We start from the raw sequence: 20,500 nt of genomic DNA on the forward strand, positions 1-20,500 counted from the left end.
GTATCAGCCGGAATGGCTGGAGTTGATCGAACCGGGCGATTTCTCGCTTGAGGGTTATCAGCACCATGCGCCGATGACCGCGCCAATGGCGGTCTAAAGAACGACCGCAAATTCTGTAGGAGCCGAGCTTGCTCGCGATGGCGGTTTGTCAGACACATMAATGTTGAATGTGCTGCCTCCATCGCGAGCAAGCTCGGCTCCTACAGGGTTATGTGGTGGTTTTAGTGGCCGTGACTACGGCCAACATGCGAATGCTTAACCTCCGTCGCTACAACCCACGCCGCGCGGGTTCACCTATTTCATTGGTGACGCGCACGTCTACGAAAACCATTTGGACATGCTCAACGAACAGCTCAAGCGCGAGCCGTTCCCGATGCCGAAACTGGTGATCAGTGATCGTGGGCCGGAATTCGCCAAGACCGGTGAGTATCAGCCGGAATGGCTGGAGTTGATCGAACCGGGCGATTTCTCGCTTGAGGGTTATCAGCACCATGCGCCGATGACCGCGCCAATGGCGGTCTAAAGAACGACCGCAAATTCTGTAGGAGCCGAGCTTGCTCGCGATGGCGGTTTGTCAGACACATCAATGTTGAATGTGCTGCCTCCATCGCGAGCAAGCTTGGCTCCTACAGGGTTATGTGGTGGTTTTAGTGGCCATGACTACGGCCAACATGCGAATGCTCAACCTCCGTCGCTACAACCCACGCCGCTGGTTCACCTATTTCATTGGTGATGCCCACGTCTACGAAAACCATTTGGACATGCTCAACGAACAGCTCAAGCGCGAGCCGTTCCCGATGCCGAAACTGGTGATCAGTGATCGAGTGCCGGAGTTTGCCAAGACGGGTGAGTATCAGCCGGAATGGCTGGAGTTGATCGAGCCGGGCGATTTCTCGCTGGAAGGTTATGAGCACCATGCGCCAATGACGGCGCCGATGGCGGTCTGAAGGTCTCTCATGGGGGGCGAGCAAGCCCCCGCATTGGGCCGGTAGAGCTCAACAGATTGGTGCGAGGCGCTTGCCTTCATTTCGAATTGATCTAGTTGAACTGTCATTGTTGACAGTTTTCGATCCTGGCACTGCATGTTCCACTGAGGCCTCGTTTACCAGCCAGTAATGGAGGATTTATGGAAAACACGCGTGCTTCCTCGACTGATGGTTTTGTTTTTTTGGCGCCCGAGCCGTTCAACCCTGAACTGACTCGGACGTCTGTCGATAATCAAAACCCAGCCGCGCTTCAACCCCCTCTGATCATGTATTACCGTAAAAGCGAGGATAAATATTTCGGGTTTGGCGCCTCGCCTGATGCCGTGATTATCCCCCGGGAAATGATCGGGGAGGTCACGTACCGCGATTCGATAACGACTTGGATCAGCCTGTCGCCATCAGAAGTGCAGATCGGTGATGAAATTCGGGTGGACTGGACACCGATGGACGGCTCTCCGGTATTTCGGTCGGAGCCAAGGAAGGTTGATAGCAATGAAGGCTTTATGCGCGTTGCTATACCAGACGACGTGCTCATCGGGTTTGAAGGTAAAAGAGTCGAGGTCATCTACGTCCATCTTCCGCAAGCGGGCGGTGCGTTACCCTCGCCCTCGCGGTACGTCTATGTCGCGCCCGAGCTGGGCGACAAGCCGTATGTGCAGGTGGAGGGTGTGGTTGATGGTGTTCTGGATACGTCCGCTCACCCTAACGGAGTTGAGGTGAGCATTGGTCCGATTGAAAACATGCGTGATTACAATGCAATAGAGGTCTTGTGGGATGTGGACGGTTATTACAGGCAGCGTCTGCGTGGTATGACGGTCAATCCGCAGGAGGTCATGAGCTTTCATATTGCCCCGGCCGTCTATAAGCCCTTTGTTGGCAAGCGCGTAACCGTGGTTTACCAGATTTACCTAGGTGCAGAACTGGCTTCCCACTTTATCTGGACCGTGAATTCGCGCCGCGTGAGCTTCGTATTAAGCTAAACCAACAGCCAGGTTTTCCATCAATGTCCATGACTGCGGCCGACATGGGAGTGCTCCACCTCGGTCGCAGCAACCCCGCCACTCACCTCCAACCGCTGCAAAATCCCGCACTGATCGATCTCCGGCCCTTCGCCACAGCGTTGGCGCAGGTCGAGCAGTTGCGTCTGCAAGGCCAATAACCCATCGATCCGCGCTTTGACGTGATGAATATGCTCGTCGATCAACGCATTCACGCTTTCACACTGATCCTGCGGGCTGTCGCGCAATGCCAGCAGGCTGCGGATTTCTTCCAGGGTCATGTCGAGGGTGCGGCAGTTGCGGATGAAGGTCAGGCGTTCGGCGTGGGCCTGGGTGTAGACGCGGTAGTTGCCGTCGCTGCGGGCCGGCTCCGGCAGCAGGTTTTCGCGCTCGTAGAAGCGGATGGTTTCCACGGCGCAGTCCGTGAGTCTGGCCAGTTCTCCGATCTTCATGATGGCAATCTCCAAATGGGTGCTTGACCCTATAGTGGCTACAGGGTCTTTACTTGGCAACAGGCACTTTCATGGACGCGACCCGATGAGCGATTCCCGACACACCCATACACACGAGGCTGGGCACGATCACAGCCACAAGCTACAGCCTGTGCAGAAGCATGAGCATGGCGGCCACGGCGATTCTTGCTGTTCCGCCAAAGTGGCGGCACCGTCGCTGATCAAGTTGAGCGAAACGCCAACGGCCGGTGCGCGGCTGAGCAGCTTCCGCATCGACGCGATGGACTGCCCGACCGAGCAGACGCTGATCCAGAACAAACTCGGCAAGCTCGCGGGTGTGCAGCAGCTGGAATTCAACCTGATCAACCGGGTGTTGGGCGTGACCCACGATCTGCCGAATACCGCGCCGATCATCGAGGCGATCAAGTCGCTGGGCATGGTTGCCGAGCCGATGGAGCAAGGCGTCGAAGCGCCCGCTCCAGCGCCGGAGAAAAAACCGTGGTGGCCATTGGCGCTGTCCGGTGTGGGAGCGCTGGCCGCCGAAGTGATCCACTTCACCAATGCCGCGCCCAACTGGGTGGTGGCGGTCATCGCGCTGGTCTCGATCCTCAGTGGAGGACTGACCACGTACAAAAAGGGCTGGATCGCCCTGAAAAACCTCAACCTGAACATCAACGCGCTGATGAGCATCGCCGTGACCGGCGCAATCCTGATCGGGCAATGGCCGGAAGCGGCGATGGTGATGTTCCTGTTCACCGTGGCCGAGCTGATCGAAGCCAAATCCCTGGACCGTGCGCGTAACGCCATCAGCGGCTTGATGCAAATGACCCCGGAACAGGCCACGGTGCAGTTGGCCGACGGCAGCTGGGTAGAACAGGACGTCAAAACCATCGAGCTCGGCGCGCGAGTGCGGGTACGGCCCGGTGAGCGGATTGGTCTGGACGGTGAAGTGGTCTCGGGCAGTTCGACCATCGATCAGGCGCCGATCACTGGCGAAAGCCTGCCGGTGGAGAAAACCGTCGGCGACAAGGTGTTCGCCGGCACCATCAATCAGGCTGGGTCTTTGGAATACAGCGTGACCGCAGCGGCCAACAATTCGACGCTGGCGCGGATCATCCATGCCGTGGAACAAGCTCAAGGAGCGCGAGCGCCCACTCAGCGTTTCGTTGACCAGTTTTCGAAAATCTATACACCTGTGGTGTTCGTACTGGCCTTGGCTGTCGCGGTGATTGCGCCGTTGTTCATGGGCGCAGTCTGGTTTGACTGGATCTATCGCGCGCTGGTGTTGCTGGTGGTCGCTTGCCCGTGCGCTTTGGTTATATCCACCCCGGTCACCATCGTCAGCGGCCTCGCGGCAGCGGCGCGCAAAGGGATTTTGGTGAAGGGCGGCGTCTATCTGGAGGGCGGTTACAAGCTCGATTACCTGGCCCTGGACAAGACCGGCACGATCACCCACGGCAAACCGGTGCAGACCGATTATTTATCGCTCGATCCAACGGCTGACGAATCCGCCCCGGCGATTGCCGCAGCACTGGCCGGTCGCTCGGACCACCCGGTGTCGCTGGCCATCGCCAACGCGGCTGTGGATAAACAATTCGCGCCGCTGATTGTGGATAACTTCGAAGCGCTGGCCGGTCGCGGTGTGCGCGGCGACATCAATGGCCAGACTTACCACTTGGGCAACCATCGCCTGGTGGAAGAGCTGAACCTCTGCTCGCCGGCGCTGGAAGAGAAGCTGTTTGCGTTGGAAAAACAGGGCAAGTCTGTGGTGCTGCTGCTCGATACGTCCGGCCCGCTGGCCCTGTTCGCCGTGGCGGACACAGTGAAAGAATCCAGCCGCGAAGCGATCCGGCAATTGCACGACCTGGGCATCAAAACCCTGATGCTCACCGGCGACAACGTCCACACCGCTCAAGCAATTGCCGCGCAAGTCGGCATCGACGAGGCCAAGGGTGACCTGCTGCCGACCGACAAACTGCAAGCCATCGAAGCCCTTTATGCACAGGGTCATCACGTCGGCATGGTCGGCGATGGCATCAACGACGCACCGGCACTGGCGCGGGCCGAAATCGGTTTCGCCATGGCCGCGGCCGGCACTGACACCGCCATCGAAACCGCCGATGTGGCCCTGATGGACGACGACCTGCGCAAGATTCCGGCGTTCATCCGGTTGTCGCGGCAGACCTCCAGCATCCTGAAACAGAACATCGCCCTCGCTTTGGTCATCAAGGCGATCTTTCTTGGGGTAACCTTCGCCGGGATCGCCACCATGTGGATGGCGGTGTTCGCCGACATGGGCGTGAGCCTGTTGGTGGTGTTCAACGGTTTGCGCCTGCTGCGTAAATAGATGAAGAGGGAAGGGTGTGCTGAGTGCCGAGCTGAAGGCGTTTTATATGGTGGCCCGCCTGGGCAGCATTACCCTGGCGGCGAAGAAGCTCGGCCTGAGCCAACCGACGGTGACAACGCAGATCCGCAACCTGGAAAGTCAGTACTCAGTTGAGCTGTTCTACCGTGGCGGTCGTCGACTCAGCGTCAGCGATGAAGGCGCGCGGCTGCTGCCGATGGTCAAGGCGTTGTTGCAGCAGGAATCCGACATCGAGTTTTTTCTGCGCAACAGCGGTCAGGTGCAGGGCACGCTGCGTATCGCGGCCACGGCGCCGTATTACATCCTTGATTTGGTGAAGACCTTCCGCGAGCGTTTGCCGCAGGTGGAAGTGTCGGTAGAAATCGGCAACTCCCAGCAAGTGCTCGAAGCGCTGGAGGATTACCGGGTGGATGTCGCGGCGTCGTCGCAATTGCTCGACGATGCGCGACTGATTCGTCGAGTACTCGGCAGCGATCCGCTGGTGCTGGCGGTGCATCGTAATCATCCGCTGGCGGTGCACGATCATGTGCCGCTCAGTGCGCTGGCCGGGCATACGTTGTTGATGCGGGAGTCGGGATCGACCACTCGGCGATTGACCGAAGAGTTGTTGGCCAGCGCCGGGGTGAGTTTCGGGCCGTTGCTGGAGATTGGCAGCCGTGAATCGATCCGGGAGGCGGTGCTGCGCAACATCGGCATCAGCATCATTGCCCGGCAGGAAGTGCCGCATGATCCGCAATTGCGGGTGCTGACCATCGAAAATGCGCCGCAGATTCCGGAGTATCTGTACTGCCTCAAGGAACGCAAAGGTGCGCGGCTGCCGGCGGCGTTTCTGGGGTTGGCGCAGGAAATGGCTCCGGCCTGAGATCTGCGGTGACGGTGCTGGCCTCTTCGCTGGCAAGCCAGCTCCTACAGGGGAACGCGATACCTGTAGGAGCTGGCTTGCCAGCGAAGAGGCCAGGCCAGACGACACATCACTCAACCAAAATTCCTGAATACCACTATCAGCCATTTTTGCCTCACTGCCACATGACGGACGCATTACATCCCTAGGATGGCCTTCATCTGCTAGATGAGGCCTGTCCATGAACCACTCGAACGCAACTGCCCTGACCAACCCCGGCGCCCCGATGAAGGTGCGCGGCGTGCAGAAACGCTTTGGCGCCTTTACCGCGCTGGATAACGTTTCCCTCGACGTGGCGGCCGGGGAGCTGGTGTGTCTGCTGGGCCCATCGGGTTGTGGCAAAACCACCTTGCTGCGCTGCATCGCCGGTCTGGAAAAGCAGGACAGTGGCGAGTTGTACCTGGGTGATCGCGACGTTTCCCACCTGGCTCCTCAGGCGCGGGACTATGGCATTCTCTTCCAGTCCTACGCGCTGTTCCCCAATCTCACCGTCGAAGCGAACATTGCCTACGGCCTCGCCGGCAGCGGCCGCGATGAAGTGCGCAAGCGTGTCGGTCAGATGCTGGAACTGGTCGGCCTGATCGGCAGTGAGAAAAAGTACCCCGGCCAATTGTCTGGCGGCCAACAGCAGCGTGTTGCACTGGCTCGGGCCTTGGCGCCAGCACCGTCGTTACTGCTGCTGGACGAACCTATGTCGGCACTCGACGCCCGGGTTCGCGAGCATCTGTGTACCGAGTTGCGCCAACTGCAACGCAACCTCGGCATCACCACCCTGATGGTCACGCACAATCAGGACGAAGCCATGCTGATGGCCGACCGCATCGCGGTGATGAACAACGGCAAGGTCGAGCAGTACGCCACGCCGCAGGAAATCTATGACCGCCCGGCGACACCGTTTGTGGCGGAGTTCGTCGGTCAGGGCAACTGGCTGCCATTCCAGCGCAGCAGCGACAGCCACGCCCAAGTCGGCGGGTTGAACATGCGCCTGGCGAATGGCAGCGCGAAAACCGCGTCGGGCCGGTTGTTCTGCCGCCCGGAGGCAATCAACGTCAACCCGCTGGTGCATGAAGAAAACCTGTTCCCGGCCAGGGTTCGCGAAATCACCTTCCTCGGCAATCGCTGCCGCATGAGCTTCGAACTCGACCAATTGCCGGGTCACCCGTTGTTGGCGGAACTGGCGCCGGAAGCCATACCGCGCCTTGGCGCCCAGCAGATCATGGTCGCCTTGCCGCCTCGCAGCTTGCAGGTGTTTGCCTGATGAGCGCGAACATCGCGCTGCCGATACCGCACAAGCAGGTTCGGCAGACCTCCCGCGTTGAAATCGGCGACCGGGTGTTCGTGGTGGGCGGCAAAGTGCTGCTGCTGGTATTGCTCGGCGTCGCTGTGTTGATGCCTTTGCTGGCGATCTTCTGGCGCGGGTTCAGTTCAGAAGCCGGGCAGGGCGGTGGTCTGGTGGCCGCACGGGAGTTGGTGACCAGCGAGAATTTCCACTGGCTGTTGGGTAATAGCCTCAAGGTTTCCCTCAGCGTCGCGTCGATTGTCGTACCGCTGGCTTATCTATTTGCCTACGCCTTGCAACGCACATTGATTCCCGGTAAAGGCATCTGGCGCGGAATTTCGCTGCTGCCATTGATGGCGCCGTCGATGCTGCCGGGTATTGCGCTGGTTTACCTGTTCGGCAATCAGGGCCTGTTGCGCGGTCTGCTCTCGGACAATATCTACGGCTTCTGGGGGATTGTTCTGGGTGAGGTGATCTACACCTTCCCACACGCCTTGATGATTTTACTGTCGGCGCTGTCCTTGGCGGATGCGCGACTGTTCGATGCAGCGTCCAGCATGGGTGCGAGTCCGGCGAAAGCCTTCCGCAGCATCACCTGGCCGGCGACGCGTCAGGCCGTGTTCGCCGCGTTTTGCCTGGTGTTCACGTTGACCATCACCGACTTCGGTGTGCCCGTGGTAGTCGGTGGCGATTATCAAGTGCTGGCGTTGGAAGCCTACAAAGCGGTGGTCGGTCAGCAGCAGTTCGGTCGCGGCGCGTTGATCGGTATGGTCCTGCTGCTGCCGGCGTTGTTCAGCTTCGGCGTCGATGCGTGGTTGCGCCGACGTCACGGCGATTCCATGAGCGGTCGTGCCCAAGTCTTCAAACCCGGGCCATCGAAACTGCGCGACGGTTGCTACCTGGCCATCGTGTTGCTGATCTGCGCGGCGTTGCTGCTGGTGTTCGGCATGGCGGTGTTCTCATCCTTGGTCAAGTTCTGGCCGTACAACCTGTCGCTGTCGCTCAACCATTACCAGTTCAACGACACGGCGGGTGGCGGCTGGCTGGCCTACGGCAACAGCGTGAAGATGGCCCTGTGCACGGCGCTGATCGGCAGCGTGCTGATCTTCACCGGCGCTTACCTGATGGAAAAAACCAAAGGTCAGCGCAGACTCAATCTAACCCTGCGCATGCTCAGTTTCGTACCGATGGCGGTGCCGGGGCTGGTGTTGGGCCTGGGTTATGTCTTCTTCTTCAACCTCAACGGCAACCCGTTGCATGTGCTCTACGGGACCATGACCCTGCTGGTGGTCTGCACCATTGCTCACTATTTGACCACCGCGCAGATGACCGCGACCACCGCGCTGCGTCAGCTCGACGCCGAGTTCGAAGCCGCCGCGCTGTCGCTCAAGGCGCCGCTGTATCGGCATTACCTGCGGGTCACTGTGCCGATCTGCCTGCCGGCGCTGCTGGACATCGTGCGCTACCTGTTCGTCTCGGCCATGACCACCGTCTCGGCGGCGATCTTCCTTTACAGCCCCGACACCATCCTCGCGGCGGTGGCGGTGCTGAACATGGACGACGCCGGCAATGTCGGCGGTGCGGCAGCGATGTCGACCCTGATTCTGATCACCTCGGCGGGTGTGTCCCTGCTGCTGGCCTGGGCTTCGCGCGGTTTGTTGCGTCGCTCCCAGGCCTGGCGGCAAACGGCGCCCGGCAATTGATTCGCTGCTCCTAAAACCGAAAGCCCTTCAACTCAAAAACAGGAAAAGATCATGTTCAAGCCCCTGGCCCTGGCCGCTGCTGTCCTCACTGCTTTCAGCCTGAACGCCTTCGCGGCGCAAACCGAGTTGACGGTGTACACCGCCCTCGAAGCCGAACAACTGAAGACCTACAAAGAAGCTTTCGAAAAGGCCAACCCGGACGTCGAGATCAAGTGGGTGCGTGATTCCACCGGCATCATCACCGCCAAGTTGCTGGCCGAAAAAGCCCGCCCACAAGCCGACGCAGTCTGGGGGCTGGCCGCTTCGAGCCTGGCGATCCTCGATCAACAAGGCATGCTGCAAAGCTACGCGCCGAAGGACCTGGGCAAGATCGGCGGCAACTATCGCGACGCCGCCAACCCGCCAGCCTGGGTCGGCATGGACGTCTGGGCCGCAACCATTTGCTTCAACACCGTCGAAGCCGAGAAGCAGGGCCTGACCAAACCGGTGAGCTGGCAGGACCTGACCAAGCCTGAGTACAAAGGAAAGATTGTCATGCCCAACCCGGCCTCGTCCGGCACCGGTTTCCTCGACGTCAGCGCCTGGCTGCAAACCTTCGGCGAGAAGCAGGGCTGGGCGTACATGGACGGTCTGCACCAGAACATCGGCCAGTACGTTCACTCCGGTTCCAAACCTTGCAAACTGGCGGCCGCTGGCGAATTCCCGATCGGTATTTCGTTTGAATACCCGGCTGTTCAGTTGAAGCGTCAAGGCGCGCCACTGGACATCATCCTGCCGAAAGAAGGCCTGGGCTGGGAGATCGAAGCGACCGCCGTGATCAAGGGCACACCGCATGAAGAGGCGGCGAAGAAGCTGGCTGACTTCTCTGCAAGCCCGGAGGCCATGGAGCTCTACAAAGAGAACTTCGCTGTTCTCGCCCAACCCGGGATTGCCAAGCCGCAAACCGAATTGCCGGCCGATTATGAGCAGCGTTTGATCAAGAACGACTTTGCCTGGGCCTCGAAAAACCGCGACGAGATCCTGACCGAATGGCGCAAGCGCTATGACGGCAAGTCCGAGAAAGTGGCGGCCAAGTAAGATCTCCATTGGCTGGCAGGGCCCCTTCGCCGGCAAGCCTCGCTCCTACAGGGATACGCGTTCCCCTGTAGGAGCGAGGCTTGCCCGCGAAGGCGGCTTCGAATTCAGGACAATTCTCCATGACAAAACACAACGACATGCTGATCGTCGGCGCCGGCATCCTCGGCCTGTCCCACGCCTACGCCGCCGCCAGACGCGGTCTCAAAGTCACGGTTTTCGAACGCAGCGAAACGCCATTGGGCGCCTCGGTGCGCAATTTCGGCCAGGCCCTCGTCACCGGCCAGCCACCGGGCCAGATGCTCGAACTGGCCAAGGCCAGCCGTGAGATCTGGGGCCAATGGGCGCAACTTGCCGGCCTGCAACTCAAACGCAACGGTTCGTACCTGTTCGCCCGCACCGAAGTGGAAGAACACCTGCTGGAAGCCTTTTGCGCCGGTCGCGCCGTGGAGCACGGTTACCGTGTCGAGCTACTGCGCGGCGCTGCACTGCGTGATCTGTACGGCGGCCAGTTCATCCACCACCGCGCTGCATTGCACGGGATGGACGATCAGCAACTGTATTCCCGCGAGGCGATTCCGGCGCTGATTGATTACCTGCGCCACGAACTCGGCGTCACCTTTCACTTTTCGACCCTGGTCCGCGACATCGAGCCGGGCCGCTTGCACAGCACTGCCGGCACCTTCAGCGCCGAGCAGATCATCCTGTGCTCCGGCCACGATTATCAGACGTTGCTGGCCGAGCCGATTGCCGCACTCAACCCGCAAATCTGCCGTCTGCAAATGCTCCGCGCCCGCCCGCAAATCAACCTCAACCTGCAACATGCGTTGCTCACCGGTTTGAGTTGCGTGCACTACGGCGCTTTCGCCGATCTGCCGGAAGCGGCGGCGGTGCAGGCGCAGATTCTGCGAGACGAGCCACATCTGCATGACAACGGCATTCACTTGCTGATCAGTCCCACGCCCTATGGCGAATTGATCATCGGCGACTCTCACCACTACGGCAGCGATCCCTCGCCGTTCAACGCTGAGCAAGTCGACAACTGGATGATCGAACTGGCCGAGCAGACGCTGGGTTGCAAGTTACAAGTGGTCGAGCGCTGGCAGGGTGTTTATGGATCACGCGGGCCGGGGCCGTTTTCGTTCCTGCGACCGACACCGGGATTGAGCGTGGCGCTGATGCACACCGGAGTCGGCATGAGCGTCGGGCCAGCGATGGCTGAACGTAATGTGGCGACTTTGTTGGGAGAGCGTTGATGAGTAACCACGAACAGGTGATCGCCGAGGTGTTCGGTCTGTACGAACGCTTTGGCGACAGCGACTACATTGGCGAACCAGTGTCACAGATCGAGCACATGTCCCAGGCGGCGCAACTGGCGATGGCCGAAGGCTTCGATGATGAAGTGGTGCTGGCCGCGTTTTTTCACGACATCGGGCACATCTGCGCAGAAAGCGCCAAGAACATGGGCGGCTTCGGCGTGGTCAGCCACGAGCGGCTGGGCGCCGACTACTTGCGCCGAGCCGGTTTCAGCGAGCGCATGGCGCGACTGGTGGAATACCACGTGCAGGCCAAGCGTTACCTGACGTTGAAGGAGCCTGGGTACTACCAGCGCTTGAGTGAAGCCAGCCGCCGCACGCTGGAGTATCAGGGCGGGGTGATGACACCTGCCGAGGCTGAAGCCTTCGAGCAAGATCCGCTGTGCGAGATCAGTTTGCGCATGCGCCAGTGGGATGAGTTGGCCAAAGAGATGCACGTGCCGCTGATTGATCTCGACATTTTGAAGCGCAAGGCTGCCGGTCTGTTGTCCCTCAAAGTGAGTTGACTTGTCCCACGTGCGATAGAGAACGGGCGTATGGACCGTAGGGCCGAGTAGGTCCAGGCTGATCTTTTCGACAGGAGCGCATGGATGCGTTATCTAAAAGTCATCGCACAGGATCAAAGCGGTAGCGGCCGGGCCGATACGCTGCATGTTCACTTTTATGAAGATGAACAGCTGCAGCGCGAAGCAACACAGGCGGACCTGCTGGTGCTCAAGCGCTTGGGCACGACCTATTTGAAATGTGCCTGGTACAACGCAGGCAAAGGTGAGGCGCGGCATCTACGAATTTTTGCTGAAAACACGACTGGCGACAGTACGCCGGAAACGGTGCGTCTGCATTTTCATGAAGGGACGGTCATTGCGTATAAAGCAGCTGTCCGTGATCTTGATAACGATGGGGATTTCGAAGTGATATTGAGTTCGGATGTGGATAACGATGGCCGGGCGGATCGCACGGATCGAAGGCGAGTCAGTTCGTTGGTGCGCGAATTTTTGAAGAGTGGTTGGTGGTGATCTGAAACCGAGTCACGGCCATCGCGAGCAGGCTCGCTCCCACAGGGGGTGTGCGTCGTTGCACAGATCCAATGTAGGAGCGAGCCTGCTCGCGATGGGGCCAGCCCAAACACCACAAGCATCAAGGCTCACAACTGCTGCGCCAACACCTCAATCTGCTCCTGCCGCTCCGCCTGATTCAATTTCGCCTGTGGATTCAGCGACGACCACTGCGGATGCGCCCGAGCCTTGTTCAGGGCCTCGGGCAATTTGCCTTCGCGCCAGGTCTTGTCCTGCGGCGTGGCGACCTGAATGCTGTCCATTGCCGCGTGCCCACGCGCATTCAGGGCCTGTAGCAGTTGGCGCTGACGCAATGCCAACAATCGCAGCACGATGTCATCGATGGTCAGTTCTCGTTGGCCTTTGATCTTGCCCATTAACCGGCTGCCATAGCTGCGCGCGGTTTGCAGTGCGCCACCGGCGATCGCGCCGGCCAGTGCTGCTGCGCCAAGTGTCAGGCCGCCCACCAGCAAGTCGACTCCGGCCCCGGCTGCCGCGCCAGCCGCGATCCCGCTGCCGACCCGCACACCGAGCTGTTTCAGGGTTTCCGGGTTGAACAGATCATTGCCCCAACGGCCATCGAGCAGTGGCAGATCACTGGCCGCTGCATCCTGTGGGCGAAATGCGTAAAGCTTGAGCAGCGCTTCAACGCAACGTTGTTCGCGCTGGCGTACGGCTTTGTGCAGTTCGCTGATGGCGTGCTGTTCCTGCTCCGCATCGCTGGCCACGCTGCGCCGGCAGGCGGCGCAATCAATCAGCAACTCGGCAATCAGCCGCACCGCGCTTTGCTGACGGGCCAGGCGCTGGGCCTGTTGATCTGCGATCAATCGCTCAAGCTGTTCACGGGAATTTTCCAGCAGTAGCGCGAGGCTTTCATAGAGGCGACGTTCGCCATCTTCCGGCGGTGCGACGCTGTCGAAACGCACCAGGGCATGCAAGCCCAGACGCGCCAATGCTTCACGCCAATCTGGCTCACGGTGGTGAGCGCTGCTGACGAAATTCAGCACCGGCAGCAGTGGTTTGCCGCAACTGGCCAGCACCTGTAGTTCGTCGCGGTACTTGGCCAGCACCGGTTCGCGGGCATCGATCACGTAGAGGCCGGCATCGCAGGTGAGCAGTTGCCGCAACACTTTGGCTTCCTGCTCAAAGCGCTGCCGCGCTTCACTGCCCTCAAGAAATCGCGCCAGGCGTGCCGGGCCGTCGAGGCGTTCGCCGGGACGCTCCAGGCGCTCGAGGTAGTCGAGCAGGGCGATGGCGTCTTCCAGGCCAGGCGTGTCATAGAGGTCGAGCAACGGCTCGCCATCCACCGACAAGCGTGCGCCTTCGACGTGGCGCGTGGTACTGGGGCGATGGGACACTTCGCCGAATCCGACATCACGGGTCAGCGTGCGCAGCAATGAGGTTTTGCCGACGTTGGTGTGGCCGACCACGGCCAGCTTCAACGGTGCCTTCCAGGCGTTAGTCATGACCGGTCTCCAGCCAGTTCAGCGGTGCGCAATCGGCGAAAGGCAGCTCCAATTGTTGCAACGCCACATGCCAGTCGCCCAGTCGTTCCGCGTCCAGCGCTTCACCGGGTGGCGCTTGGAGCAGCCAGACGCGGGTGGCGCCAGCATTGCGCGCCAGTTCGGCGATCAGCGCGAGGCTGCCACGGTCCGGCGAGCGACGTGGGTCGCAAGCGATGACCAGACGCGCGGGTGGAAAGCGGCTCAATTGTTCGAGGAGTCGGTTGCGTGATTCGCGGCTGTCGAGAACGCCGGCGTTGCCCACGGTTTTCGGCAGTTGCGGCGGCCATGGAAGTTGATCGTCCAGTTCGATGGCCACCAGCAGGGCGCCGTCGCTTTGCTGGTCGGTGACACCGCGTTCCACGCGATGAAGTTGCTCTGGCGCAGCATCGCTGATGCCCAGGCGTTCGCTGGTGGGCATCAATCGTTCGCGCAGTTGGGCATAGCCGGGCAGGTTCAGATCCAGATGCAATTTCGCTTGGCCGGTTTTCCAGCGCCACCGGCAAAACAGCATCAGCAGCAAACGCGGCAGCACCCCGTAGATCAGCAGGACACCCACCAGCCATGCAGCCCAGGCCTGTCGAGCGCTTTCGATGTTGAGCGCGGCATCGCCGCTGGCGCGGATCATCTCCACGGTGGGCACGCTGAAGCCGAGCACGGCCGGCAACACGCCGAGGGCCTGAGTCATGGCGACGAAGGTGTCAGCGCTCAAAATGGTGGTTTCCCAGACGAAGCCGTAGCGCCGGGTGGCCATCAACGTCAGCAGAATCGCCAGTGCGCTGAGCATCGCCAACAGCCACAGACCGTTGACCAGCATGCCGATGGCCCAGCGATTGAGTTTCTGTCGTTGCAACAACAGCAATAGGGCCGGGGCCAGTTGCGCGGCTTTGGCATCGCGGGCCAGTTTTTCGCTGAGCCACAACCATAAGCGTCCGAGGGTGGCGCCGTTTTCGCCGGCGAAGATCAGGCTCAGCGCCCAGCTCAGCAATAGAATCAGGTTCAGCCCGAGCAGACTGCCCAAGGCCCAGAACACGTTCACCGGGGTCTGCCCGTCGCCCATTGCGGCAAAGGCCAGACCGGCGCCGCTGACCACGGCCAGCACCGCCATCACGATCAGCGCCAGTCGCGCGCCCTGCAGCCAATGTTGCAGGGCGCTGGCCAAACCATCGCGTTCGGCCAGCCATACGGCGCGACGTTGAATCCGTGTCGGCAGGTCACCGCCGGCGCTGCGGGCCAGTCGGTTGGCTTCCAGGTCTTCCAGGGGGCCGGCGTGCTCTTCACGCAGGCGCACGGTTTCGGTCAGCCAGAGATTTTGCAGTCCAGTCAGTTCAGTCACGCGCGATCCCATCGCTCCATAGAGCTGTGAGCATAACCGCTGTGGCGCTTATCGGGGTACGGATGGCTCTGGTATCCTCGTCGGCATGACTAAATCACTCCCCCTCAGCCTGATCGCAGCCCTCGGTGAAAACCGCGTGATCGGCGTCGACAACAGCATGCCCTGGCACTTGCCGGGGGACTTCAAATATTTCAAGGCCACCACCCTCGGCAAGCCGATCATCATGGGTCGCAAGACCTGGGATTCCCTCGGGCGTCCACTGCCGGGCCGGCTGAACATCGTGGTCAGCCGTCAAGTGGATCTGGTGCTGGAAGGCGCCGAGGTTTACCCGTCGCTGGAAGCTGCGGTAGTTCGCGCCGAAGAATGGGCGAAGGAGCAGGGCGTCGATGAGCTGATGTTGATAGGCGGTGCGCAGTTGTATGCGCAGGGGATGGCGCAGGCGGATCGGTTGTATCTGACGCGCGTGGCGCTGAGCCCGGACGGGGATGCGTGGTTTCCGGAGTTTGATTTGACGGAGTGGAAGTTGGTGTCGATCACTGAAAACCCGGCGGTGGATGACAAGCCAGCGTACAACTTCGAAGTCTGGGAAAAAGCCTAAAAGCATCGCGAGCAAGCTCGGCTCCTACAGGGTCAAGTGGTGTTCACACAATGTGTGTTTCACCTCAAAACCCTGTAGGAGCCGGGCTTGCCCGCGAAGAGGCCCGCCCAGCCGCCACAAGACTTAAGCGTGAGCCAACTCCGGATGCTCATCCGCATCCAGCAACTCTTTATCAGTCTGCTGCATGATCTGGCTGGTAATCGCCCCCGCCGTCATCGAACCACTGACATTCAGCGCCGTCCGCCCCATATCAATCAGCGGCTCGACCGAAATCAGCAACGCCACCAGTGACACCGGCAAGCCCATCGCCGGCAGCACGATCAGTGCGGCAAACGTCGCGCCACCGCCCACGCCCGCCACACCGGCCGAGCTCAGCGTCACAATCGCCACCAGCGTCGCAATCCACAGTGGGTCCATGGGGTTAATGCCCACGGTCGGCGCCACCATGACCGCCAACATCGCCGGGTACAGACCGGCACAGCCATTCTGGCCAATGGTCGCGCCGAACGACGCGGCAAAACTGGCGATGGACTGAGGAATGCCCAAACGGCTGGTCTGCGCTTCAATGCTCAACGGAATCGTCGCCGCGCTCGATCGGCTGGTAAAGGCAAACGTCAGCACCGGCCAGACCTTGCGGAAGAACCGCAACGGGTTGATCCCGGCTGCCGACACCAGCACGCCATGGACCACAAACATCAAGCCCAGGCCGATGTAGGACACCACGACAAAACTGCCGAGCTTGATGATGTCTTGCAGGTTGGAGCCGGCAACCACTTTGGTCATCAGTGCCAACACGCCGTACGGGGTCAGCTTCATTACCAGACGCACCAAGCGCATCACCCAGGCTTGCAGGGTGTCGATGGCGTTGATCACTTTCTGACCTTTCTCGACGTCATCCTTCAGCAATTGCAAGGCGGCGACCCCGAGGAACGCAGCAAAAATCACCACGCTGATGATCGAAGTCGGCTTGGCCCGAGCCAGATCGGCAAACGGGTTTTGCGGAATGAACGAGAGCAGCAGTTGCGGCACGTTCAGGTCGGCGACCTTGCCGGCGTAGTCGCTCTGGATGGTTTGCAGGCGCGCCAGTTCCTGGGTGCCGGCCACCAGGCCTTCAGCGGTCAAGCCAAACAGGTTGGTCAAACCGATACCGATCAACGCCGCAAGGGTGGTGGTGAACAGCAGCGTGCCGATGGTCAGGAAGCTGATCTTGCCCAGGGACGACGCGTTGTGCAGACGGGCCACGGCGCTGAGGATCGAGGCGAACACCAGCGGGATTACGATCATTTGCAGCAGCTGCACGTAACCGTTGCCCACCAGATCGAACCAGCCGATCGAGGCTTTCAGTACCGGGTTGCCAGCACCGTAAACGGTGTGCAGAGACACACCGAACACCACGCCCAGCACCAGGGCGAGCAGGACTTTTTTCGCCAGGCTCCAGGTGGTGTGACGGGTTTGTGCCAGGCCAAACAGCAGGGCGAGGAACACCAGCAGATTGAGAATCAGCGGCAGATTCATAAGGACTCCAATAAGACTTGTGCTGGCTGCCTTCCTAGACAGCTGCGAACCGGGAATCCTAACAGCTTGATATCTAATGAATTAATACCGAAAACAGAGGTTAACTGTCGTTTTTGGAATAAGGGCGCGTCGCTTACAGAGATGCAGCTGGCGCAATAGGTACGCTAACGGTCGCTGACAGACGAGGACTGTCACACATATTTGTTAGCGTCGACGTCTTTCACATTCAGGGAGAATCGTCGATGAAACTCGTACCAAAATTACTGGCTGCAGCACTTTGCCTGGGCCTTGCCGGCCAGGTACTCGCCACCGACTTGAAACACTGGCCGGCCGATCAGGCCAAGGCGCTGGACGCAATGATTGCCGCCAACGCCAACAAAGGTAACTACGCGGTGTTCGACATGGACAACACCAGTTACCGCTACGACCTGGAAGAATCGCTGCTGCCGTTCATGGAGAACAAGGGCCTGATCACCCGCGACAAACTGGACCCCTCCCTGAAGCTGATTCCGTTCAAAGACACCGCCGACCACAAGGAAAGCCTGTTCAGCTACTACTACCGTCTCTGTGAAATCGACGACATGGTGTGCTACCCATGGGTCGCCCAGGTGTTCTCCGGTTTCACCCTCAAAGAACTCAAAGGTTATGTCGATGAGTTGATGGCGTCCGGCAAACCGGTGCCGGCCACTTACTACGAAGGCGACGTCGTCAAAAAACTCGACGTCAACCCGCCGAAAATCTTCACCGGCCAGAAAGAGCTGTACAACAAACTGATGGAGAACGGCATCGAGGTCTACGTGATGACCGCCGCCTCTGAAGAGCTGGTGCGCATGGTCGCCTCCGATCCGAAGTACGGCTACAACGTCAAACCGCAGAACGTCATCGGCGTGAGCCTGTTGCTCAAGGACCCGAAGTCCGGCGAACTGACCACCGCGCGCAAACAGATCACTGCTGGCAAGTATGACGAGAAGGCTAACCTCGGTCTCGAACTGACCCCGTACCTGTGGACCCCGGCGACCTGGATGGCCGGTAAACAGGCGGCGATCCTGACCTACATCGATCAGTGGAAAAAACCCGTGCTGGTCGGCGGCGACACCCCGAGCAGCGACGGTTACATGCTGTTCCACAGCGTCGACGTGAACAAGGGCGGCATCCACTTGTGGGTCAATCGCAAAGACAAATACATGACCCAGATTAACGGCATGATGGCCACAAACGCCGCGGCCCAAGCTAAGGAAGGGCTGGAGGTTACGGCGGACAAGAACTGGGTGATCGTGAAGCCGGAAGAAATCCAGTAAGCACCGAAGTCCTAATGTAGGAGTGAGCCTGCTCGCGATAACGGAGTGTCTGTCACCATAGATGTTGCCTGACACTCCGTTATCGCGAGCAGGCTCGCTCCTACAGTTGATCTCCGGTGTTAGGAGGATTTTGGTCAAAAAAATGCCCCGCACTTGGCGGGGCATTTTTTGTTCGAGGGTTAAGTATTACAGCCCGTCGAGCATCGCCTTGTTACGCACGGCACCCTTGTCGGCGCTGGTCGCCAGCAGGGCGTAGGCTTTCAGTGCGGTGGTCACCTTGCGTGGACGTTTTTCCACAGGCTTCCAGCCTTTCTGATCCTGCTCGGCGCGACGGCCAGCCATTTCTTCGTCACTGATCAACAGGTTGATCGAGCGGTTCGGAATGTCGATCAGCACTTTGTCGCCGTCCTGCACCAGACCAATTGCGCCACCGGCAGCTGCTTCTGGCGAAGCGTGGCCGATGGACAGGCCCGAGGTGCCGCCGGAGAAGCGGCCGTCGGTGAGCAGGGCGCAGGCTTTGCCCAGGCCTTTGGATTTCAGGTAGGACGTCGGGTACAGCATTTCCTGCATGCCCGGGCCGCCTTTCGGACCTTCGTAACGAATGATCACGATGTCGCCGGCCTTCACTTCGTCAGCGAGGATGCCGCGCACGGCGCTGTCCTGGCTTTCGAAGATCTTCGCGTTGCCTTCGAAGACGTGGATCGATTCGTCGACGCCAGCGGTTTTCACCACGCAGCCGTCCAGCGCAATGTTGCCGTACAGAACGGCCAGGCCGCCTTCTTTCGAGTAAGCGTGCTCGACACTGCGGATGCAGCCGTTTTCACGGTCGTCATCCAGGGTTTCCCAACGGGTCGACTGGCTGAACGCGGTTTGCGTCGGAATGCCTGCCGGGCCGGCCTTGAAAAAGTGATGCACCGCTTCATCGTTGGTCTGGGTGATGTCCCACTTGGCAATGCCTTCGGCCAGGGTCTTGCTGTGCACGGTCGGCAGGTCGGTGTGCAGCAACCCGCCACGGGCCAGCGAGCCGAGGATGCTGAAGATCCCGCCGGCACGGTGAACGTCTTCCATGTGGTACTTCTGGATGTTCGGCGCGACTTTGCACAGTTGCGGAACGTGACGGGACAGACGGTCGATGTCGCGCAGGTCGAAATCGATCTCGGCTTCCTGGGCCGCGGCCAGCAAGTGCAGGATGGTGTTGGTGGAGCCGCCCATGGCGATGTCCAGCGTCATGGCGTTTTCAAACGCCTTGAAGTTGGCAATGTTGCGCGGCAGTACCGATTCGTCGTTCTCGCCGTAGTAACGCTTGCACAGTTCGACGATGGTGCGGCCAGCTTGCAGGAACAATTGCTCGCGGTCGCTGTGGGTGGCCAGGGTCGAACCGTTGCCCGGCAATGCCAGGCCCAGGGCTTCAACCAGGCAGTTCATCGAGTTTGCGGTGAACATGCCGGAGCACGAACCGCACGTCGGGCAGGCGCTGCGCTCGTACTCAGCGACTTTCTCGTCAGAAGCGCTGGAGTCGGCGGCGATCACCATGGCGTCGACGAGGTCGAGACCGTGGCTGGCCAGTTTGGTCTTGCCGGCTTCCATCGGGCCGCCGGAGACGAAGATCACCGGGATGTTCAGGCGCAGGGACGCCATCAGCATGCCTGGGGTGATCTTGTCGCAGTTGGAGATACAGACGATGGCGTCGGCGCAGTGGGCGTTGACCATGTACTCGACGGAGTCGGCGATGATCTCGCGGCTCGGCAGCGAATACAGCATGCCGTCGTGGCCCATGGCGATGCCGTCATCGACAGCAATGGTGTTGAATTCTTTGGCGACACCGCCAGCGCGCTCGATTTCGCGGGCGACCAGTTGGCCCAGGTCCTTGAGGTGGACGTGGCCCGGTACGAACTGGGTGAAGGAGTTGGCAATGGCGATGATCGGCTTTTTGAAGTCGTCATCTTTCATCCCCGTGGCGCGCCACAATGCGCGGGCACCGGCCATGTTGCGGCCGTGGGTGGATGTTTTCGAGCGGTAATCAGGCATGAAGCACTCCGGGCGGCTAATCAGGTATCAAAAGGGAAGTGAGCTTCTATTGACGTCTGGAACACTCAGAAATGGCCGTGTGTCCGGAAGTTGC

16 protein-coding genes and 2 pseudogenes are annotated in these 20,500 nt (G+C 60.1%); 13 read left to right on the top strand and 5 right to left on the bottom strand.

Annotated elements, in window-relative coordinates; translation table 11 throughout:
* Window positions 1-277 precede the first annotated feature (277 nt).
* The 3 genes and pseudogenes from AC1DWM_RS10385 to AC1DWM_RS10395 all read left to right on the top strand — a co-directional run.
* A pseudogene (locus AC1DWM_RS10385) lies at window positions 278-523 on the top strand (thymidylate synthase); the annotation flags it as partial.
* 163 nt (window positions 524-686) lie between these two features.
* A pseudogene (locus AC1DWM_RS10390) lies at window positions 687-947 on the top strand (thymidylate synthase); the annotation flags it as partial.
* 179 nt (window positions 948-1,126) lie between these two features.
* Window positions 1,127-1,966 (top strand): hypothetical protein, encoded by an 840-nt coding sequence (locus AC1DWM_RS10395; protein WP_223517935.1) that lies wholly within the window; start codon window positions 1,127-1,129, stop codon window positions 1,964-1,966.
* Window positions 1,967-1,986: 20 nt separating this feature from the next.
* Here AC1DWM_RS10395 and cadR read toward each other — a convergent pair whose 3' ends face one another.
* On the bottom strand, window positions 1,987-2,436 hold the full coding sequence (gene cadR / locus AC1DWM_RS10400) for a Cd(II)/Pb(II)-responsive transcriptional regulator (protein ID WP_477795142.1): 450 nt from the start codon (window positions 2,434-2,436) through the stop codon (window positions 1,987-1,989).
* Window positions 2,437-2,521: 85 nt separating this feature from the next.
* Here cadR and AC1DWM_RS10405 point away from each other — a divergent pair, with 85 nt between their 5' ends.
* From AC1DWM_RS10405 to AC1DWM_RS10440, 8 genes are all read left to right on the top strand, one after another.
* A complete protein-coding gene (locus AC1DWM_RS10405; protein ID WP_477795143.1) occupies window positions 2,522-4,783 on the top strand; it encodes a heavy metal translocating P-type ATPase in 2,262 nt (753 codons plus the stop codon).
* Window positions 4,784-4,799: 16 nt separating this feature from the next.
* Window positions 4,800-5,663, top strand: coding sequence for a LysR family transcriptional regulator (locus AC1DWM_RS10410; RefSeq protein WP_477795144.1), 864 nt, complete (start codon window positions 4,800-4,802; stop codon window positions 5,661-5,663).
* Between the two features lie 220 nt (window positions 5,664-5,883).
* Window positions 5,884-6,960, top strand: coding sequence for a putative 2-aminoethylphosphonate ABC transporter ATP-binding protein (locus AC1DWM_RS10415; RefSeq protein ID WP_477795145.1), 1,077 nt, complete (start codon window positions 5,884-5,886; stop codon window positions 6,958-6,960).
* Window positions 6,960-8,684, top strand: a complete 1,725-nt coding sequence (locus AC1DWM_RS10420) for a putative 2-aminoethylphosphonate ABC transporter permease subunit (RefSeq protein WP_477795146.1) — start codon at window positions 6,960-6,962, stop codon at window positions 8,682-8,684. The genes AC1DWM_RS10415 and AC1DWM_RS10420 overlap by 1 nt, the downstream gene beginning before the upstream one ends.
* A gap of 51 nt (window positions 8,685-8,735) precedes the next feature.
* Window positions 8,736-9,761: a putative 2-aminoethylphosphonate ABC transporter substrate-binding protein gene (locus AC1DWM_RS10425; protein WP_477795147.1), complete on the top strand. Its 1,026-nt coding sequence runs from the start codon at window positions 8,736-8,738 to the stop codon at window positions 9,759-9,761.
* A 119-nt stretch (window positions 9,762-9,880) separates the two neighbouring features.
* Entirely contained in the window at window positions 9,881-11,014 is a 1,134-nt protein-coding gene (locus AC1DWM_RS10430) for a TIGR03364 family FAD-dependent oxidoreductase (protein ID WP_477795148.1), read from the top strand.
* Window positions 11,014-11,580: a phosphonate degradation HD-domain oxygenase gene (locus AC1DWM_RS10435; protein ID WP_477795149.1), complete on the top strand. Its 567-nt coding sequence runs from the start codon at window positions 11,014-11,016 to the stop codon at window positions 11,578-11,580. The genes AC1DWM_RS10430 and AC1DWM_RS10435 overlap by 1 nt, the downstream gene beginning before the upstream one ends.
* 84 nt (window positions 11,581-11,664) lie before the next feature.
* Complete coding sequence (locus tag AC1DWM_RS10440; protein WP_477795150.1) at window positions 11,665-12,090, top strand: hypothetical protein; 426 nt, start codon at window positions 11,665-11,667, stop codon at window positions 12,088-12,090.
* Between the two features lie 128 nt (window positions 12,091-12,218).
* Here AC1DWM_RS10440 and AC1DWM_RS10445 read toward each other — a convergent pair whose 3' ends face one another.
* Complete coding sequence (locus AC1DWM_RS10445; RefSeq protein ID WP_477795151.1) at window positions 12,219-13,595, bottom strand: GTPase/DUF3482 domain-containing protein; 1,377 nt, start codon at window positions 13,593-13,595, stop codon at window positions 12,219-12,221.
* Window positions 13,588-14,967, bottom strand: a complete 1,380-nt coding sequence (locus AC1DWM_RS10450) for a DUF2868 domain-containing protein (RefSeq protein WP_477795152.1) — start codon at window positions 14,965-14,967, stop codon at window positions 13,588-13,590. The genes AC1DWM_RS10445 and AC1DWM_RS10450 overlap by 8 nt, the downstream gene beginning before the upstream one ends.
* Before the next feature lie 85 nt (window positions 14,968-15,052).
* Here AC1DWM_RS10450 and AC1DWM_RS10455 point away from each other — a divergent pair, with 85 nt between their 5' ends.
* A complete protein-coding gene (locus tag AC1DWM_RS10455) occupies window positions 15,053-15,565 on the top strand; it encodes a dihydrofolate reductase (RefSeq protein WP_223517956.1) in 513 nt (170 codons plus the stop codon).
* Between the two features lie 123 nt (window positions 15,566-15,688).
* Here AC1DWM_RS10455 and AC1DWM_RS10460 read toward each other — a convergent pair whose 3' ends face one another.
* Complete coding sequence (locus tag AC1DWM_RS10460; RefSeq protein ID WP_477795153.1) at window positions 15,689-17,080, bottom strand: L-cystine transporter; 1,392 nt, start codon at window positions 17,078-17,080, stop codon at window positions 15,689-15,691.
* Window positions 17,081-17,322: 242 nt separating this feature from the next.
* Here AC1DWM_RS10460 and AC1DWM_RS10465 point away from each other — a divergent pair, with 242 nt between their 5' ends.
* Window positions 17,323-18,378, top strand: a complete 1,056-nt coding sequence (locus tag AC1DWM_RS10465; protein WP_223517960.1) for an HAD family hydrolase — start codon at window positions 17,323-17,325, stop codon at window positions 18,376-18,378.
* A gap of 186 nt (window positions 18,379-18,564) precedes the next feature.
* Here the strand turns inward: AC1DWM_RS10465 and ilvD are convergent, their stop codons facing one another.
* Entirely contained in the window at window positions 18,565-20,406 is a 1,842-nt protein-coding gene (ilvD, locus tag AC1DWM_RS10470) for a dihydroxy-acid dehydratase (protein WP_477795154.1), read from the bottom strand.
* Between the last annotated feature and the right edge of the window lie 94 nt (window positions 20,407-20,500).

The organism is Pseudomonas sp. P4_C8 (genome assembly GCF_056401975.1).

Coding starts and splice junctions, on each gene's coding strand:
- AC1DWM_RS10430 (WP_477795148.1), top strand. CDS start 9,881: ATGACAAAACACAACGACATGCTGATCGTCGGCGCCGGCATCCTCGGC.
- AC1DWM_RS10435 (WP_477795149.1), top strand. CDS start 11,014: ATGAGTAACCACGAACAGGTGATCGCCGAGGTGTTCGGTCTGTACGAA.
- AC1DWM_RS10445 (WP_477795151.1), bottom strand. CDS start 13,595: ATGACTAACGCCTGGAAGGCACCGTTGAAGCTGGCCGTGGTCGGCCAC.
- AC1DWM_RS10440 (WP_477795150.1), top strand. CDS start 11,665: ATGCGTTATCTAAAAGTCATCGCACAGGATCAAAGCGGTAGCGGCCGG.
- AC1DWM_RS10455 (WP_223517956.1), top strand. CDS start 15,053: ATGACTAAATCACTCCCCCTCAGCCTGATCGCAGCCCTCGGTGAAAAC.
- AC1DWM_RS10465 (WP_223517960.1), top strand. CDS start 17,323: ATGAAACTCGTACCAAAATTACTGGCTGCAGCACTTTGCCTGGGCCTT.
- AC1DWM_RS10405 (WP_477795143.1), top strand. CDS start 2,522: ATGAGCGATTCCCGACACACCCATACACACGAGGCTGGGCACGATCAC.
- AC1DWM_RS10425 (WP_477795147.1), top strand. CDS start 8,736: ATGTTCAAGCCCCTGGCCCTGGCCGCTGCTGTCCTCACTGCTTTCAGC.
- AC1DWM_RS10395 (WP_223517935.1), top strand. CDS start 1,127: ATGGAAAACACGCGTGCTTCCTCGACTGATGGTTTTGTTTTTTTGGCG.
- ilvD (WP_477795154.1), bottom strand. CDS start 20,406: ATGCCTGATTACCGCTCGAAAACATCCACCCACGGCCGCAACATGGCC.
- AC1DWM_RS10415 (WP_477795145.1), top strand. CDS start 5,884: ATGAACCACTCGAACGCAACTGCCCTGACCAACCCCGGCGCCCCGATG.
- cadR (WP_477795142.1), bottom strand. CDS start 2,436: ATGAAGATCGGAGAACTGGCCAGACTCACGGACTGCGCCGTGGAAACC.
- AC1DWM_RS10420 (WP_477795146.1), top strand. CDS start 6,960: ATGAGCGCGAACATCGCGCTGCCGATACCGCACAAGCAGGTTCGGCAG.
- AC1DWM_RS10460 (WP_477795153.1), bottom strand. CDS start 17,080: ATGAATCTGCCGCTGATTCTCAATCTGCTGGTGTTCCTCGCCCTGCTG.